This is a genomic window from Janthinobacterium sp. HH106 (assembly GCF_001758725.1).
Lineage (GTDB): Bacteria > Pseudomonadota > Gammaproteobacteria > Burkholderiales > Burkholderiaceae_D > Janthinobacterium.
This window is the reverse complement of sequence record NZ_LRIC01000001.1, coordinates 54886-70963: the sequence shown is the minus strand read 5'-3', so window position 1 is coordinate 70963 and position 16078 is coordinate 54886. Positions and strand designations below refer to the sequence as shown.

Genomic DNA, 16078 nt, shown 5'->3' with positions numbered 1-16078 from the left:
TGTCTAAGCAAGAGCGGTGCCAGTGCCGTTCCAGGCGCAAAGCAGCCGGAATCGCGGGCAAAACCGGCCCGCGCCGCACTGCGCAAGTGCACACTGCCGCCGAAATGGTGCGCCGGCCGCACGGTGGACTGCGCGGCTTTCCTTTACAATGGCGGATTACTCCTCCCTATTCAGTACCTTCATGATTGTTCTTGGCGTCGAATCCTCCTGTGACGAAACCGGCCTGGCCTTGTACGACACGCAACGCGGCCTGCTGTCGCACGCCCTCTATTCGCAAGTCGCCATGCACGAGCAGTACGGCGGCGTGGTGCCGGAACTGGCGTCGCGCGACCATATCCGCCGCGCCATCCCGCTGCTCGAAGAAACCCTGACGAAGGCCGGCATCGGCCTGTCCGAAATCGACGCCATCGCCTACACGCAAGGCCCGGGGCTGGCCGGCGCGCTGCTGGTGGGATCGTCCGTCGCCTGCAGCCTGGGCCTGGCCATCAACAAGCCGGTGCTGGGCATCCACCACCTGGAAGGCCATTTGCTGTCGCCGCTGCTGGCGTCCGAGCCGCCGGAATTCCCCTTCATCGCCCTGCTGGTGTCGGGCGGCCACACCCAGCTGATGCGCGTCGATGGCGTGGGCCAGTACACGATGCTGGGCGAAACCCTCGACGATGCGGCCGGCGAGGCCTTCGACAAGTCGGCCAAGCTGCTGGGACTCGGTTACCCGGGCGGTCCCGCCATTTCGCGCCTGGCCGAATTCGGCGACCCGCTGGCGTATAAACTGCCGCGCCCCATGCTGCATTCGAAGGATTTCAACTTCAGCTTTTCCGGCCTGAAGACGGCCGTGCTGACGGTGGTGAAAAACCATGAAGAAAAAGTCATCGCCAATATCTGCGAGCAGGACAAGGCGAACATCGCACGGGGCTTCGTCGACGCCATCGTCGACGTGCTGACGGCCAAGTGCGTATCGGCCCTCAAGCACACGGGCTTGAAGCGCCTGGTGATCGCCGGCGGCGTGGGCGCCAACGCGCAGCTGCGCGCCTCGCTCAATGCGGCCGCCGCCAAGAAGCGTTTTAAAGTGTATTACCCGGAGCTGGAATTCTGTACGGACAACGGCGCCATGATCGCCTTTGCGGGCGCCATGCGCCTGCAGATCAACCCGGCCGCCGCCAAGCACGATTACTCGTTCAACGTGCGCCCGCGCTGGCCGCTCGACGAAATCCGCGAAGTCTGATCACGCCAGCAGGAAATTGCGCGCGCCCGCCAGGGCCGCGCCCTCTTCCACCGTCTCATCCTTCAATGCCACGCCCGACAACTGCCGGCTGAACGCCTGCGACAGCAGGTAGTGCAGCCGGTACGCGGCCGGCGCATACGCCAGCCCTTCCGGGCGCACGTTCGAGATGCAGTTGCGGCGCTCGTCCAGCAAGCCCACTGTCGGCGCCCACGTCAGGTAAAGGCCCAGGCTGTCCGGGGAACTCAAGCCCGGCCGCTCGCCGATCAGCACCAGCACGGCCCGCGCTTTTATCAATTCCCCCACCTCGTCGCCAACGGCCACCCGCCCCTGCGCCACGATGTGCAGCGGCGACAACGTCCATGCTTCCAGCGCCAGCCGTGCGCGCAAAGCGGCCAGGAACGGCGCCGCGTGGCGCTGCACGGCCAGCGCCGACAGGCCATCGGCCGCCACCAGCGCCAGATCCACTCCCGTCGTCCCTGCGGCCAGGCGCGCCCGTGAAGCGTCGTCGAGCCGGCGCCCCAGGTCGGGGCGTTGCAGATAGTCGGCGCGCGTGGCGGCGGCGCTGTGCAGCTGCACGCAGGCTTGCCCCTGCGCGGCCAAGTCGCGCGCCAGGGCTTCGCCATCGAGGGCCAGGTGCACGGCGTCGCGCGCCTGCGCATGGGCCAGCTGGAACGCCAGCTGCGCGCGGGTCGGCACGCTCACGCCGCGGCGCCCCAGCGCGATGCGCGCCGCCGTATGCGCGCGCAGCGTTTGCCACGGGTTTTTCTCGTCCATGTATCCTCCCTAATCGTCCAGGCGCAGCAGGGCTGCCTGGAAGGCCGGCGCCAGCGCCACGTTCAGATTTCCCTGCGCATCCGTGATCTGCATGCGCGCCAGCCAGGCCGCGAATTCGGGCGCGGGACGCAGGCCCAGCACGCGACGCGCATACAGGGCGTCGTGGAACGAGGTGCTCTGGTAGCCGAGCATGATGTCGTCCGCGCCCGGCACGCCCATGATGAAATTGCAGCCGGCCACACCCAGCATGGTCAGCAAGGCATCCATGTCGTCCTGGTCCGCTTCCGCGTGGTTGGTGTAGCACACGTCGCAGCCCATGGGCAGGCCCAATAGCTTGGCGCAAAAATGGTCTTCCAGCCCCGCGCGCATGATCTGCTTGCCGTCGTACAGGTATTCGGGGCCGATAAAGCCCACCACGGAATTGACCAGCAGCGGCTGATACGCGCGCGCCACCGCATACGCGCGCGCCTCGCACGTCTGCTGGTCCATGCCGTGGTGGGCGCCGGCCGACAGGGCACTGCCCTGCCCCGTCTCGAAATACATGACGTTGCTGCCCACCCTGCCGCGCCCCAGCGACAGGGCCGCCGCCTGTCCCTCGGCCAGCAGGGCCAGGTCGATGCCGAAGCTGCGGTTGGCCGCCTGCGTGCCCGCCACCGACTGGAACACCAGGTCGACGGGTGCGCCGCGGCGTATCGCCTCGAGCGTATTGGTGATGTGCGTGAGCACGCAGGACTGCGTGGGAATCTGATATTGAGCTATGACGGCGTCGAGCAGCTGCAGCAGCGAGACCACCTGCGCCACATTGTCGGTGGCGGGATTGATGCCGATCACGGCGTCGCCGCTGCCCAGCATCAAGCCATCGAGCACCGACGCCGCGATGCCCGTGGCGTCATCCGTCGGGTGGTTCGGCTGCAGCCGCGCGGACAGGCGTCCTTCCAGGCCCAGGGTATTGCGGAAAGCCGTGACGACACGGCACTTGCGGGCCACCAGCACCAGGTCCTGCAGGCGCATGATTTTCGAGACGGCGGCCGCCATTTCCGGCGTGATGCCGGCGGCCACTTGCGACAGCGCGGGCGTATCCGTCGCGTCGTCGAGCAGCCAGTCGCGAAAGTCGCCCACGCACAGGTGGGCAATCGGCGCAAACGCGGCGCGCGCGTGGGTGTCGATGATCAGGCGCGTGACTTCATCGTCCTCATACGGCACCAGCGCCTCATTGAGAAAGGCCGACAGCGGCACCTCGGCCAGCGCCAGTTGCGCCGCCACCCGCTCGCGCGCGCTGGCGGCCGCCACGCCGGCCAGCACGTCGCCCGAACGCGGCGGCGTGGCCTTGGCCAGCAGCTCCTTCAGGCTGGCAAACTGGTAAACATGGCTGTCTATCGTATGGCTGAAGCGGGGCATGGACTTCTCCTGTGGGGTCAGACCCGCCGGGTCTGACCCCGGAGCATGCCTATTCTACGCCCGGAGCAACGCGATACCACCCCACGTCACAAACTGCGCAGCGCCCCTTCCAGCTGCGGATAGCGGAAGCTGAATCCGTCGGCCAGCAGGCGGCGCGGGGCGACCCGCTGGCCTTCCACCAGCAAGTCGGCCTGCTCGCCCAGCAAGGCGCGCATGACGAAGGCCGGCGTGGGCACGACGCTGGGGCGGTGCAGCACGGTGCCCGCCACTTGGGCGAAGCGGCGCTGCTCGATCGCTTCCGGCGCGCAGAAGTTATACGCGCCGCCCACTGCCTGCTCTTCGCTGCGGCGCGCCAGATGGGCGATGGCGCGGATGACGTCGCGCACGTGCACCCACGAAATCCACTGTTTCCCGCTGCCCAGCGGGCCGCCTGCACCGAAGCGTATCGGCAGCAGCATCTGCGGCAGCGAACCCTGGTGGCCGAAGACGAGGCCGAAGCGCATGCAGCCCACCTGCACGCCAAATTTTTCCGCCTGGCGCGCGGCCGCTTCCCATTCCTGGCACAGCTGCGACATGAAGATGGCTTGCGGCGCGCTCTCCTCCGTCAATTCCGTCGCGTCGCCCTGCGGCTGCACGCCGTAGTAGCCGATGGCCGACGCGGACAGCAGCACGCGCGGCTTGTGCTGGGCGCGGGCGATCCACGCCACCAGCTCCTGCGTCAGCGCCACGCGGCTGCGGCGCAGGGCCGCCTTGCGCGCCTCCGTCCAGCGCTTGCCGACGATACGCGCGCCGGCCAGGTTGACCACCATGTCGATGCGCTGCGCATCCGACAATGCGTCCAGCGACCGGATGCAGCGCACCTGGCCGTCGAAGGTCCACGCGGCCTGTTTCGGCTGGCGCGTCAGCACCGTCACCGCATGGCCGTCGGCCAGCAAGGCGCTGACCAGCTGCTGGCCGATGAAACCCGTGGCGCCCGTCACCAGCACGGACTGCGGCGCGGCGGCAAAGCGCAGGCGCTCCTCTTGCTCCGCTGTCTCCTGGACCTTGCGCCGGCCCAGCTGCCACACGGCATACGCGTCGCGCAGGCCGGACAGGCCCACGCCCACGCCGCACAGGGCGAGGAAGACGCTGAGCCAGCCATACGGCTGCCATACGAGGGCCGTCGGCAAGGTCGCCCAGTCGCTGCTGTTCAGGGCCAGCAGGGCGATGAAGGCGCCCGCATTGATCGCCAGCACCGTGTGCGTGACCCGCTCCGTGGCGGGCAAGAGGCGGGTCTGGTCTTCGACGACGAAATCCCACAGGGTCAGCACGATTTCCACGCCAAAGACGATGACCAGCACCCAGGCCCAGGCGCCATGCCACTCCCAGGCGGCCAGGCCCACGAACAGCAGGCTGTAGATCAGGGCGCGCGTGGCATGGATGGTCAGCTCCAGGCGCGCCGAGGCCTTTTGCGGCAGCGCTTCCGTGATTTCATGGTGATAGATGGTGTCGAAGGCGCCCAGGCAGCCTTGCGCCGCCATCAGTTGCAGGGCCAGCAGATGCGTATTCATGGTGTCTCCTTCATTTCCGGTGCGGCGGATTCGCGGAACACGCCGACCTGGGTGAATGTGGTGCCAAACAGGGCGTGGCGGATCTCGATGCGGATGTTGAACTGCTGCGGCGTATCGTTGCGGTGGCACAGATAGGTCTTGCCGGGCGTGAGCACGCCGGGCAGCGGCAGGCGCCAGCCGAAAAGATCCCAAAAATAGCCGTCGCTGGTGAAATGCAGATTGCCATCTTCCACGTGCAGCACCAGCTTCATGCCCAGGCCCATGCCCACGTATTCGAGCACTTCGCCTGTTGCGCTTTCAGCCATGTAAGACGTGAAGCGGATCGGCGCGCGGCCATGCAGGCGGTAGGTGCGCTGCTTGAAGATGAAGGGGCAGCCGGGGCGCGAATAGACTTCGATATCGACGGGGAAGTCGTGGTCGTCATGCGGGATCAGGGCGCCGTCGATGAAGGGGCGCGTGAGCCAGCCCAGCACCTTGCCCAGGCGCGAGCTCGTGAGCTCACTGAGCTCGCCCCGGTAGTACAGGGGCTGGCCCGGCGCGGGATTTTTCTCGAAGCGGCGCCGGATGTCCGGGTGCAGGGTGAGCCACCGCTCGCCCATGACCTTCTTGAACAGCTCTCCTTCCGAGGGGCCGTTCATGCTTTTCCCGGCTTGCCAGGCTTATCGTCCGGGCTGAGGAACTTGGCCACCTTGCCGCCCATCGACAGCATGCGCTGCAGGGTCGCCGGCGGCAGGTTCTTGTAGTCGCTGTAGGTGGCGCTGAGCATTTCCAGGAAAGCCAGCACTTCGCCCATGCGCGCCAGCGTCTCAGGCGGTATCGCCGCATCCTGTTCGCCCTCGATCGCGCATTCGCGCAGCACCGTCAGGGTGGGGTCGATCTCGCGCCGCTTGCGCTCTTCCATGATGACGCGGAAGATTTCCCACACATCCTGCAAGGCGACGAAATGGTCGCGCCGGTCCCCCATCACGTGCGTGATGCGGACCAGGCCCCAGCTTTGCAATTCCTTCAGGCTGTTGCTGACGTTCGAGCGGGCCACGTTCAGGCTGGCCGCGATATCTTCCGCCGTCAGCGGTTCATTGGCCAGGAACAGCAGCGCGTGGATCTGCGCCACCGTGCGGTTGACGCCCCAGCGGGTGCCCATCTCCCCCCAGTGCAGAATATATTTCTGCGTAGTCGGACTCAATTCCATGGTTTTCTCTTATTTCTGTCGTTACAGAAATGTAAGATGAAACAGAAGTCCAGTCAAGCGCGATTCGTCAGGACTGGGCGGGCGGCTGGCCCATGGCGCGCAGAAATTGCTGCTGCGAGGCGTGCAGCTGGCCGTAACCGAGTTCGCGGTACACGAGGCCGTGGCGCGGCGCCAGTTCGGCCAGGATGCGCGCCAGCGCCGGGTAGTGGCGGTGGCTCCAGGTGGGGAACAGATGGTGCGTCAGGTGCAAATTCAATCCGCCGAGCCAGTAACCGAGCCAGCGCAACGCGCGCGGCTTCGGCGTCCAGTCGCAGGCCGTGTAAAACGTGTGCTGGTACCAGTCGTGCGGCAAGGTGCCGTCCTGCCCCGGCTGGAAAAACTCCACTTCAGCCCAGTGCGTGCCGAGGATCAGCGCCACCAGCGCGCACGAGGCGAGCATCTGGCCCACGAAATACGCGCCCAGCACCACGCCCCAGGCGATGCCGTGCTGCTGCAGCACCCACATGGGCAGCGCCAGCACCAGCGCCACGTGACCGAGCTTCCAGCCCAGGAACGACAGCCAGCCGCGCCAGCCCTGCAAGCGGCTGTGCGCGGCCACGGGCGTCTTGCCGAAGCGGTCCAGCCAGTCGCCATACCAGTTCAGATACGGCAGCGACAGGGCCGCCACCACGGGCCAGTACAGGTATTGATAGCGGTACTGGGGCGCCCAGCGTTGGAACGGCGTCTGGCGCAGGAAAGGGTTCGGCTCCGTATCGAGGTCATAGCCTTCCACGTTCGCATACGTGTGATGGAAATGCACGTGGCGGATGGTCCAGAAATCCGTATCCACGCCTACGGGCAAGCCCACGAGGCGGATCAGGATGCGATTCAGGCGTCCCTGGCGGAAGACGGCGCTGTGGGCCGCATCGTGCAGGGTATTCATGGCCAGCGCCATGGCCGCCACCAGGCAGGCGACATAGCTGGTGACAAACGGCCAGGTGCTGCCGGCGCTCAAGGCCAGCGCATACAGCCCCGCCGTCAGCGCGGCCAGGAAGACGGTTTTCGCATGCAGGCGCCAGTCGCCGAAGCGGTGCTTTCCCTCGCTGGCCAGGTAGGCGTCGGCGCGCGCGCGCAGTTCGCGGCGGAAGGCGGAATCGCGGGCGGGCTGGAAGCGCAGCGGCGGCAGGGAAGGCACAGGCGTCACGCGCGCGTCCCCGCCGCGGCCGGCCACCACAGGCGGCGCGCGCCGTCGAGACCATGCGCCAGCAGCGCGGCCAGGAACACCATGCCCCACACGTCGCGCGCCCCATACCAGCCCAGATACAGGGCCGGCATGGCCACGGCGATGGCGACCCAGGCGATGGCGCCCCAGCGGCGCGCATCCGAAAGGCCGCCCAGCGCCAAGGTACCGCCAAAAATCAGCGCGAACAGGATCGCTTGCTGCGCGCCGGCCAGCACCGCTTCGTGGTTGACGTAATAGATCACGAGGCCAAACAGGATCACGCCGCCGATGCCGATGAACAGTTCGGGCACCTCGAAAGTGCCGCGCGACTGCCAGTGGGGAAAGCGCGCGCGCAGCCATTTGAACAGCTTGCCGTTGCTGGCCAGGAGCGGATTATGCGTTTGCGTCATGCCCTTCACGCCATAGCGCATTTCCACGCCCTCGAGTTCGGGCTGGAAGCTGCCGAACAGCCTGTCCCACAGCAGCAAGGTGCCGCCGAAATTGCGGTTGATATAGCGTTTGTCCGTGCCATGGTGCACGCGGTGGTGCGAGGGCGTGACCATGAAGCTATCGAGAATGCCGGACTTGTTCACCAGCGCATTGTGGTTATAGAACTGCACCGTGTAATGCAGGGACGAGACGACAAGGAAGATTTCCAGCGGCACGCCCAGCACGGCCAGGATGGCGATGAAGGGGAAATTCGTCAGCGACGAATACCAGGAATTGCGCACGCCCAGCGACAGGTTGAAGTGCTCGCCCTGGTGGTGCACCACGTGCACGGCCCACAGCAAGGGGATCTTATGGTGCAGCCGGTGCATCCAGTAAAAGCACAAATCCCAGGCAAAGAATGCGAACACCCACTGCGCGGCCACGGGCCACTGGTCGACGATGTGCAGATTCACATGGCGCAGCAGCAGGGCGAACGCCGCCACTTCCACGCCGCGGAACACCCACATCAATATGTGGCCGGAATTGAGGTTGAAGATCACGTCCTTCCACGGCACGGGGGTCTTGCGTACCCATTTGAGGATCAGCAATTCGGCCAGCACGAAGGCCAGCATGACAAGGAAAGAGAGGGCAAAGGGGTTCATCATGATGCGGTTTCAGTAGAAATGACGCGGTGAGCAGTCCAGAATACCTGCATTTTCGCCAGCATGCCGCCAGCGATGCCGACCAACAGGCCGGCGGCCAGGTCGATGCTCACGTGCCGGCGCAGCGCGATGATGGCGTAGCAAATGGCCACGCCCAGCACCACGGCCAGCGCGGAGCGGACCAGGTGGCGCTTGTCGCACAGGGCCCACACGCACAACAATGTCAGGGCGCCATGCAGCGAGGGCAGGCAATTTTGCGCGGAATCCGCCGCCTGCAGCATGCGCAGCGCCTGCGTGCTCCAGGCGGCACCCTCACCCACGGGCGGATACGCGAGCGTGGTCGGATACAGCAGGAAGACCACGCCGCAGGCCAGCGCGGAGAGCGCCATGGCGCGCGCCAGCCAGCGCACGCGGGCCGCATCGGCCGCCAGGTAGGCGTATGGGATCAGGATGAAGAAGGACAGATACAGCCAGATGGCAGAGTCGCTATAGGCAATGGCGCGATCGAGCGCCGTTTCCGGCAAGAGTACCCCCTGCCCTTGCAGCACATCGCTGGAAAAATACACGAGGCCGACGCTGCCCCAGCCGGCCAGCAAATGCAGCAGGCGGCAGCGTACGGTCATGGAAGAAGGATTCATGCGGTCGCAAGGCGCCGGATGCGGCGCCGTTTCATGGTGGGGTCAAAGGGAGGCAGTTCGCCGCTCGTCGTCCAGGCCAGGCTGTCGACGGCCACGGCCAGGCCGCGCAGCACCGTTGCCAGGTGATCGCGCAGGGCAGCCAGGCCAGCGTCGTCGAGGGCCGCGTGCAGCTGCAAGGCGCTGTCGCCCGATTGCAGCAGGCGGTAGTCGGCGTCCGCCGGCAAGGCTTGCGCGAACGCGCGCGTCAAGACGTCGGCAAACACGGCGACGGCGGCGCCGCCGCGTGCAGACGGAAGCAGCAGCATGTCGTCGCAGCGCCCTTCGATGCCGTCGATGGCGCGCGTGGCGCGGCCGCACGGGCATGGCGTGGCGCGCGCGACCAGGATATCGTCCAGGCGATAGCGCACGATGGGCTGCGTGATGCGCGTGAAATCCGTAATCACGGGCACAAAACGACGCTGTTCCGCATCGAGCCATTGCGGCTCGATGTGCACATATTCCTCGTTCAGGTGCAGCACGCCGTGTTCGCAGCTGCTGGCGAGGAAACCCTCGGTCGCCTGATAGATTTCATGCACGGCGCCGAACGCCTGCACGATCAGCGCGCGGTCCTGCGCTTCCAGCACTTCAGCCACCGAGATGACTTTTTTCGGCGCCAGCACCAGGCTGCCGTCGATGACGCGCAGCGCCAGCTGGCGCAGCACCTGGGCCGGCGCGACGATGACGGACGGTTGATAGCGCGCCAGCTGCGCGCACAGGCTGTCGAACGGTGCGAACAGGTCGTAAAAGGCAAACGTGAGCCACGGCGAGCGCACGGCCGTGTACAGATTGCTGTTCGCGCGCAGGAACAGCGCCACCTTTTCGCCGGAAAACAGGCCGTCGGGCAGCGCCTTGGCCAGCATCACGCCCGCCCATTGGGCCTTTTCGCGGGGGCTGACGGTAAACACGGCGCGCCGCGACGAGGTGCCCGACGACAGGCCCACCGTGATGTCGCCCACGGCCGGCGTAAAGTCGCGGCTATGCTCGGCCGCCATGGCCGCGTCCATCGCCTGCGCCAGGGTGACGCCCTCGGTGTTCATGGCGTCGAAATGCTCGAGCATCAGCGCCTTGTTCATCGTCGGCCACTGCGCCAGCGGCAGATCGCGGAACGGGGCGAAGTAAGCGCTGCGCGCGCACAGCACGTCGATGAAACGGGCCAGTTGCTCCCGCTGGTAGGCGTCGAGCTGCGCGCGGCTTGCGAAACGCAGGCGGCGCGTGCGCCAGTACGACAGCAACAGCCAGAAAATTCGCTTCACGGGCGGCCCGCCACTGGCAAATAATCGTTGCTGTCTTCATGCGTGATGCGGATCTGCGCCTGGCCCGACTGGTGCAGCTGGTGCAGGCGCTTCAACGTCTCATAATACGGCGCGCGCTTGTGCTGGATAAGGAACGACAGTTCCGACGGTCCGCGCAGCTGCTGGAAACTTTCCGGCACCCAGGCCGCGTCCGACGCCAGCAGGGTCCAGCCGCCGTCCTGCAGCACGAAGGCGCCCAGGTGGCCGACCGCGTGGCCGGGCAAGTCGACGATGTAGATCTCGCCCGTGCCGCTGACGTCGCGCCCGTGCGTGAACGGCAGCAAGGCGGCCGGCAAGGCCGTCTCGGGCACGCTTTCGACAAACGCCAGGCGGTCAGAGATATCGTTTGGCAGCAGCTCGGGCACGAAGGCCTGGCGCACGGCGGACACGCCGGACAGGCCGCGCACGGCGTCCCAGCCAGTTTTCGAGGCCATCAGCCGCGCGCCGGGAAAATCGCGCAGGCCGGCGATATGGTCGGCGTGGAAGTGCGACAGCAGCAAGGTGTGGATGTCGCCGGGCGATACGCCATGCGCGCGCAGCTGGCCGTGCAACGACTCATTCTCGTCGAACGAGATGGGCGTGACCCACGCATACATGCGGTAGACGCCTTTCGACGTGGCGGCGCGGAAGTGCTCGGCATACCCCGTGTCCCACAGGTATAGGCCCGCGCGCGTTTCGATCAGGTAGGCGCGCGAAGGGAAGCAACGGCTGGCCAGCCCGCTGCCTTTCAAGACCATGCACGACGGATGGGTGCAGTGGCCGACGCGAAATGCGGTGATGCTAGCCATTGCGCTCCTTGCCCACCTTGTGCGCCGCCGCTTCCTGGCGCATCCACTGCGCCGTGCGGGCGATGCCGTCCTGCAGGCTGACGACGGGACGGTAGCCGAGCACCTTGCGGGCCTTGGCGTTATCGAGCGTCATGTCGAAACTGAGCGCGCCGATGCTGTAGGGCGTGAGCGATGGTTCGCGGCGCGTGAAGCGCGAGGCGAACTGCATCAGGCGCGCCACCAGCGCCAGCACGCGATAAGGCACGCTGACGATTTCGAACGGCTGCTGCAGATGATCGCAGAACAGGCTGCGCAAGATGTCGCACAGGCGCGCCGGCTCGCCGTTCGTGATGTTGAAGGCGGCGCCCGAAGCGATGGTCTTGTGCACGGTGGCCAACCACATCGCGTGCACGACATTGTCGACATAGGTGACGTCGATGGTGGCCGCGCCGCCGTTGGGCAGCGGCAGCTTGCCGCCGCGCTCCTGCAGCACCCGCGCCAGGCGCGGGATCAGCACCTGGTCGTGCGGGCCGAAGATGGCGCGCGGGCGCAGGATCACGCACGTCATGCCGCGGTGGCGGTCGACGCACTCCTGCACCAGTTTTTCCGCCATCGCTTTCGAACGCGCGTACGCGTTGACGAAAGCGTCGGGGCGGAAGGTTTCCGGCACCTCGTAGCGGTTGCGGTAGTCGAAATAGATGGCCGGGGTCGAGATGTGCACGAAGCGCGCCACGTGCAGGCCAGCGGCCGCGCGCAACAGCTGGGCCGTGGCCGTGACGTTGGCGGCGATGAAGTCGCGCTCCGCGCCCCACGGCGAGGACAGCGCGGCGCAGTGCCAGACGGCGTCCATGCCGCGCACCAGCTCGTCGACCTGGCGCGGTGTCGCTTGCGCCAGGTCGAGCGCCACGAATTGCGCGCCCATGCGTTCGAGCTCGCGGCCCACGGCCGCGTTGCGGCCCGTGGCGCGCACTTCCACGCCCTGCGCCAGCAGGGTGCGCACGGCATTGCGCCCCAAGCCGCCCGTCGCTCCCGTGACCAGTATCCGCCTCATCGCACCACCTTCACAGGTCAAGAATCATGCCGCCGATGGTCAGGCCCGCGGCCGTACCCATCATCAGCAAACGCTGGCCTGCCACTGCCCGCCCCGTCATCACCGCCTCGTGCAGGGCGGTGGGCAGGGACGCGGCCACCTGGTTGCCATGCGTTTCAAAGATCTTGATGATTTTAGCATCGGGAACGTCGAGGATGCGCGCCGCATGCGCGAGGCCCAGCGGGCTGGCCTGGTGCGGCACGACCACGTCGATTTTATCCAGTCCCGCGCCCGATTCCTGCATGAGTTCCGTCAGGAAATCCGGCATCACCTTGACGGCCAGGCGGAACACGGCCTTGCCATCCATGCGGAACAGGTAGTCGCCCGGCTCGCAGCCGTTGCGCGGGTTGCGCTCGGTACCGCCGCCGCGGATTTCGCAGTAGCGCCGCCCTTCCGGATACGTGCCCATCTTGTAGGCGCGGATGCCGGCGCTGCCGTCGCCCCGCTCGACGATGACGGCGGCGGCGCCGTCGCCAAAGATCATCGACGCTTCCGGCTCGCTCCAGTCGACCCCGCGCGAGGCCAGGTCCGACGAGACGATGGCGATGCGGCGGTAGGCGCCGCCGGCCAGCATGGACGCGGCCACGCGGAAGGCGGCCATGAAACTGAGGCAGCTGGCGTTGACGTCGAAGCTTTGCGTGCCTGGCGGCAAACCGGCATGTTCGGCCACGAAGCAGGCCGTATTCGGCAAGGCTTGCTCGGGCACGCCGCAGGCGCAGATCAGCAAGTCGATGTCGGCCGGACGCAGGCTGGCATTCTTCAGCGCGTCGAGCAGGGCGGCGGCGCCCAGCTGGCTTTGCGATTCATCGGGCGCGGCGACAAAGCGCGACAGCACGCCGCTCTTGCGCAGGGTATAGCCATCCGGATGCCCCAATTTCAGGTCCAGGCTGGCGGAAGTCACACTATGCGACGGCAAGGCTTTGCCCGTCGCGATCAGGCGAACTGGAATCATGTTGGCCTTAACAAAGTAAAGTAAATAGGGTTATGAATTAATCACGTGCCAGCGGCGGCAATGCAACCCCGCAGTTCTTGCAGAAATTGGCATCGTCATCGAGCCCTTCTTTCAGACACGTGGGGCAGGTACGCGTGGTGACCAGCTTGGAGCTGCGCTGCACCGTCATTTCGGCACTGATAATGCCGGTAGGCACGGCCAGGATGCCCCAGCCGAGCAGCATCATCAGCGAAGCGATGGTGCGCCCGATGTCGGTGCGCGGCGTGATATCGCCGAAACCGACCGTGGTCATGGTGCTGATGGCCCAATAGATCGACGTAGGAATACTGCTGAAACCGTTATCGGGCCCTTCCACGACATACATCACGGTACCCAGCAGAAAGACCACCATCATGACAAAAGACAAGAAAATGAGGATTTTGCGCCGGCTGGCCAGCAAGGCCCGCCCCAGCACCGTGTATTCATGCACATACGAGGTGAGCTTGAGGATACGGAACATGCGCAGCAGCCGCAAAATGCGCACGTCAATCAGCACGTGCGCACCCGGCAGCAGCAAGCCGATATAGGTCGGCACGATGGCCAGCAAGTCGATAATGCCGAAAAAACTCTTGGCGTAGCGCACCGGATGCTGCAGGCACGACAGGCGGGCGAAATATTCGATGGTAAATAAAATGGTAAAAAACCATTCGAGCGCCGTCAGCCAGGTGCCGTAGCGCTCGGCCACGGAGGCGACACTGCTGAGCACGACCACCGTCACGCTGATCAGGATGGCGGCGATCAGCAGCAGGTCGAAAGCGCGGCCCGTGCGCGTTTCCGCCTCGAAAATGACGGTGTACACCCGCTCGCGCCAGCCCCGCTCGGGCTTGCCGTATTTCTGTTGCGTTTCCTGCGCCGCCAGTTGCTGCGGCGTCAGGGGTGCCGCGCCGCTCTTCGTCGCGGCTTTCATGTGGGTAGTGTGCTCATATACTATTATTGTATAGATAATTGACAAAGCACGGCGATACGCACGTTTGCACTAAGGCTTGCCCTACGACAATTTTTTCGCCAGCAGCACGGCATTGCGCCGGTCGCGCTCCGCCTGCACGATGTCCGTCGTGCGCGCTTCCGACAGGCCCACCGTGTGCAGCACGGTGGCCGTCAGCTGCAGCGCCGACTCCAGCGCCTCGGGCACGACCAGGGTGGCGCCCGCCTGGATCAGGGCCACGGCATGCGCCTCGTCGCGCGCGCGCGCATACACGGGCAACTGCGGATATTCGCGGCGGATCGATTTGACGGCATGCAGCACGGAGGCCGCATGGTCCATCGTCAGCACGACGGCGGCGGCGCGGTCGGCATTGACCTTTTGCAGCAGTTCCGCGCGCGACGCATCGCCGAAATACACGGGAAAGCCGCGCGGATGCAGGGTCGTCACCAGCCGTGCATCGTTTTCAATCGCCACATAGGCGATATCCTGCTCCGTCAGCACCTTGGCCAGCAACTGCCCCACCCGGCCGAAACCGGCGATGATGACGGTGCTGCCCTGCGGCGGCAGCGCGCCGTGCGCCAGGTCGGCCAGCTGGTGGTGGTGGCGCTGTTCCCACCAGTTGCCGAAGGCGCGCGCCGCCTTGGCCAGCGCCGGCGTGGCGAACAGGCTCAGGCCCACCACCAGCATGACGAACTGCGCCACCTGCGGGCCGATCAGCTTGGTACCGAGCGCATACGCGACGACGATGAAGGCGAATTCGCCGCCCTGCCCCAGCAGCACGCCCGTTTCCACGGCGCGCCCCCAGTGAAAGCCGCCGATGCGGAAAATCACGCTGATGACGAGGGTTTTCAAGGCAAACAGGCTCAGCACGGCCAGGGGAATCAGAATCGGCGACTTGAGGATTTCGCGCACGTCGATCTGCATGCCCACCGACATGAAGAACAGGCCCATCAGCAAACCTTTGAAGGGCTCGATCGTCACTTCCACCTCATGGCGAAATTCCGTTTCCGCCAGCAGCAGGCCGGCCAGCAAGGCGCCCAGCGCCATCGACAAGCCCGCCAGATACGTCAGGCCCGCGATACCGAGGGTGCTGAGCAGGGTCAATGCCATGAACACGTCGGGCTGGCGTTTCTTGACGAAAAACTGGAACAGCGGGCGAATCACGCGGCGGCCCAGCAGATAGATCAGCAGGATGGCCCCCGCCGATTTCACGGCCGCAAAGCTGAGCAGATAGGCCAGGTCGTCGCTGCGCCCGCTGGCGAACACGTCGATCAGGATGAACAGCGGCACCACCATCAGATCCTGGAACATCAGAATGGAAAAGCCCGCCTGGCCGGCCGGCGTCTGCAGGGAGCGCTGGTCCGTGAGCAGCTGCATCACCACGGCCGTCGACGACAGCGACAGCACCAGGCCCAGCACGATGGACGCTTCCAGCGACAAGCCGAAGTAATACGCGACGCCGCCGATCAGGCAGGCGCTGACGGCCACCTGCCCCACGCCCGCGCCGAACACCCAGCGCCGCAGCGCCCACAGCCGTTCCGTCGACAGTTCCAGGCCGATCATGAACATCAGAAACATCACGCCCAGCTCGGCCAGGCCGCTGACCTGCTCGGCGCGCACGAAGGAAAAATACGTCAGCCATGGGAAGTCGCCGGCCCACAGGCCGAAGCCGAACGGGCCGAACAGGGCTCCGACGGCCAGGAAGCCGAGCACCTGGTTGACTTTCAGGCGTTGCAATAGCGGAATAAAAATTCCGGCCAGGGCGAGAAACAGCAGGGTTTCCCGCAGATACGGTAAGGCGTGTTGCTCTTCCAAGATAATCCTAACTCAATGATATGCATGCCGAATTGATAATTGTCGCATGCTGGGCGACAGAGAAGTATGGGCACACATGATATTTTTCCACAAGGC

At 65.7% G+C, this 16078-nt stretch carries 15 protein-coding genes; 1 reads left to right on the top strand and 14 read right to left on the bottom strand.

Annotated features, from left to right (window positions below):
* The first annotated feature begins 181 nt into the window (after window positions 1-181).
* The gene (tsaD, locus tag JAB8_RS00310) at window positions 182-1222 is read left to right on the top strand and encodes a tRNA (adenosine(37)-N6)-threonylcarbamoyltransferase complex transferase subunit TsaD (protein WP_070287772.1); all 1041 of its coding nucleotides are present in this window, start codon (window positions 182-184) and stop codon (window positions 1220-1222) included.
* On the opposite strand, the gene eutC is transcribed toward tsaD, so the two are convergent.
* The 14 genes from eutC to JAB8_RS00240 form a co-directional block, all read right to left on the bottom strand.
* Window positions 1223-1996 carry an ethanolamine ammonia-lyase subunit EutC gene (eutC, locus tag JAB8_RS00305; protein WP_070287771.1) on the bottom strand — a complete coding sequence of 258 codons (774 nt, stop codon included), beginning with the start codon at window positions 1994-1996 and terminating at the stop codon, window positions 1223-1225.
* A 9-nt stretch (window positions 1997-2005) separates the two neighbouring features.
* Window positions 2006-3394, bottom strand: a complete 1389-nt coding sequence (locus JAB8_RS00300) for an ethanolamine ammonia-lyase subunit EutB (protein ID WP_070287769.1) — start codon at window positions 3392-3394, stop codon at window positions 2006-2008.
* An 86-nt stretch (window positions 3395-3480) separates the two neighbouring features.
* A complete protein-coding gene (locus tag JAB8_RS00295) occupies window positions 3481-4944 on the bottom strand; it encodes a TIGR01777 family oxidoreductase (RefSeq protein ID WP_070287768.1) in 1464 nt (487 codons plus the stop codon).
* Window positions 4941-5582, bottom strand: coding sequence for a DUF4166 domain-containing protein (locus JAB8_RS00290; RefSeq protein ID WP_070287766.1), 642 nt, complete (start codon window positions 5580-5582; stop codon window positions 4941-4943). Before JAB8_RS00290 ends, JAB8_RS00295 begins: the two co-directional genes overlap by 4 nt.
* The gene (locus JAB8_RS00285; protein WP_070287764.1) at window positions 5579-6133 is read right to left on the bottom strand and encodes a GbsR/MarR family transcriptional regulator; all 555 of its coding nucleotides are present in this window, start codon (window positions 6131-6133) and stop codon (window positions 5579-5581) included. The genes JAB8_RS00290 and JAB8_RS00285 overlap by 4 nt, the downstream gene beginning before the upstream one ends.
* Before the next feature lie 67 nt (window positions 6134-6200).
* Window positions 6201-7316 carry an acyl-CoA desaturase gene (locus tag JAB8_RS00280; protein WP_254679408.1) on the bottom strand — a complete coding sequence of 372 codons (1116 nt, stop codon included), beginning with the start codon at window positions 7314-7316 and terminating at the stop codon, window positions 6201-6203.
* Window positions 7313-8428: a sterol desaturase family protein gene (locus JAB8_RS00275; protein WP_083287504.1), complete on the bottom strand. Its 1116-nt coding sequence runs from the start codon at window positions 8426-8428 to the stop codon at window positions 7313-7315. Before JAB8_RS00275 ends, JAB8_RS00280 begins: the two co-directional genes overlap by 4 nt.
* Window positions 8425-9063 carry a phosphatase PAP2 family protein gene (locus JAB8_RS00270; protein ID WP_083287503.1) on the bottom strand — a complete coding sequence of 213 codons (639 nt, stop codon included), beginning with the start codon at window positions 9061-9063 and terminating at the stop codon, window positions 8425-8427. The genes JAB8_RS00275 and JAB8_RS00270 overlap by 4 nt, the downstream gene beginning before the upstream one ends.
* Window positions 9060-10355 (bottom strand): F390 synthetase-related protein, encoded by a 1296-nt coding sequence (locus tag JAB8_RS00265; RefSeq protein ID WP_070287763.1) that lies wholly within the window; start codon window positions 10353-10355, stop codon window positions 9060-9062. The genes JAB8_RS00270 and JAB8_RS00265 overlap by 4 nt, the downstream gene beginning before the upstream one ends.
* Window positions 10352-11182: an MBL fold metallo-hydrolase gene (locus JAB8_RS00260; protein ID WP_070287761.1), complete on the bottom strand. Its 831-nt coding sequence runs from the start codon at window positions 11180-11182 to the stop codon at window positions 10352-10354. The genes JAB8_RS00265 and JAB8_RS00260 overlap by 4 nt, the downstream gene beginning before the upstream one ends.
* A complete protein-coding gene (locus JAB8_RS00255) occupies window positions 11175-12212 on the bottom strand; it encodes an NAD(P)-dependent oxidoreductase (protein WP_070287759.1) in 1038 nt (345 codons plus the stop codon). Before JAB8_RS00255 ends, JAB8_RS00260 begins: the two co-directional genes overlap by 8 nt.
* 10 nt (window positions 12213-12222) lie before the next feature.
* The gene (locus tag JAB8_RS00250) at window positions 12223-13203 is read right to left on the bottom strand and encodes a 3-oxoacyl-[acyl-carrier-protein] synthase III C-terminal domain-containing protein (protein WP_070287756.1); all 981 of its coding nucleotides are present in this window, start codon (window positions 13201-13203) and stop codon (window positions 12223-12225) included.
* Between the two features lie 37 nt (window positions 13204-13240).
* Window positions 13241-14149, bottom strand: a complete 909-nt coding sequence (locus JAB8_RS00245) for an ion transporter (RefSeq protein WP_070287754.1) — start codon at window positions 14147-14149, stop codon at window positions 13241-13243.
* 81 nt (window positions 14150-14230) lie between these two features.
* Window positions 14231-15982, bottom strand: a complete 1752-nt coding sequence (locus JAB8_RS00240) for a cation:proton antiporter (protein ID WP_070287752.1) — start codon at window positions 15980-15982, stop codon at window positions 14231-14233.
* Window positions 15983-16078: the final 96 nt, after the last annotated feature.

What these genes read in the sequence shown, in the direction of transcription:
- tsaD (WP_070287772.1), top strand. Translation starts at nt 182, where the DNA reads ATGATTGTTCTTGGCGTCGAATCCTCCTGTGACGAAACCGGCCTGGCC.
- eutC (WP_070287771.1), bottom strand. Translation starts at nt 1,996, where the DNA reads ATGGACGAGAAAAACCCGTGGCAAACGCTGCGCGCGCATACGGCGGCG.
- JAB8_RS00300 (WP_070287769.1), bottom strand. Translation starts at nt 3,394, where the DNA reads ATGCCCCGCTTCAGCCATACGATAGACAGCCATGTTTACCAGTTTGCC.
- JAB8_RS00295 (WP_070287768.1), bottom strand. Translation starts at nt 4,944, where the DNA reads ATGAATACGCATCTGCTGGCCCTGCAACTGATGGCGGCGCAAGGCTGC.
- JAB8_RS00290 (WP_070287766.1), bottom strand. Translation starts at nt 5,582, where the DNA reads ATGAACGGCCCCTCGGAAGGAGAGCTGTTCAAGAAGGTCATGGGCGAG.
- JAB8_RS00285 (WP_070287764.1), bottom strand. Translation starts at nt 6,133, where the DNA reads ATGGAATTGAGTCCGACTACGCAGAAATATATTCTGCACTGGGGGGAG.
- JAB8_RS00275 (WP_083287504.1), bottom strand. Translation starts at nt 8,428, where the DNA reads ATGATGAACCCCTTTGCCCTCTCTTTCCTTGTCATGCTGGCCTTCGTG.
- JAB8_RS00270 (WP_083287503.1), bottom strand. Translation starts at nt 9,063, where the DNA reads ATGAATCCTTCTTCCATGACCGTACGCTGCCGCCTGCTGCATTTGCTG.
- JAB8_RS00260 (WP_070287761.1), bottom strand. Translation starts at nt 11,182, where the DNA reads ATGGCTAGCATCACCGCATTTCGCGTCGGCCACTGCACCCATCCGTCG.
- JAB8_RS00255 (WP_070287759.1), bottom strand. Translation starts at nt 12,212, where the DNA reads ATGAGGCGGATACTGGTCACGGGAGCGACGGGCGGCTTGGGGCGCAAT.
- JAB8_RS00250 (WP_070287756.1), bottom strand. Translation starts at nt 13,203, where the DNA reads ATGATTCCAGTTCGCCTGATCGCGACGGGCAAAGCCTTGCCGTCGCAT.
- JAB8_RS00245 (WP_070287754.1), bottom strand. Translation starts at nt 14,149, where the DNA reads ATGAAAGCCGCGACGAAGAGCGGCGCGGCACCCCTGACGCCGCAGCAA.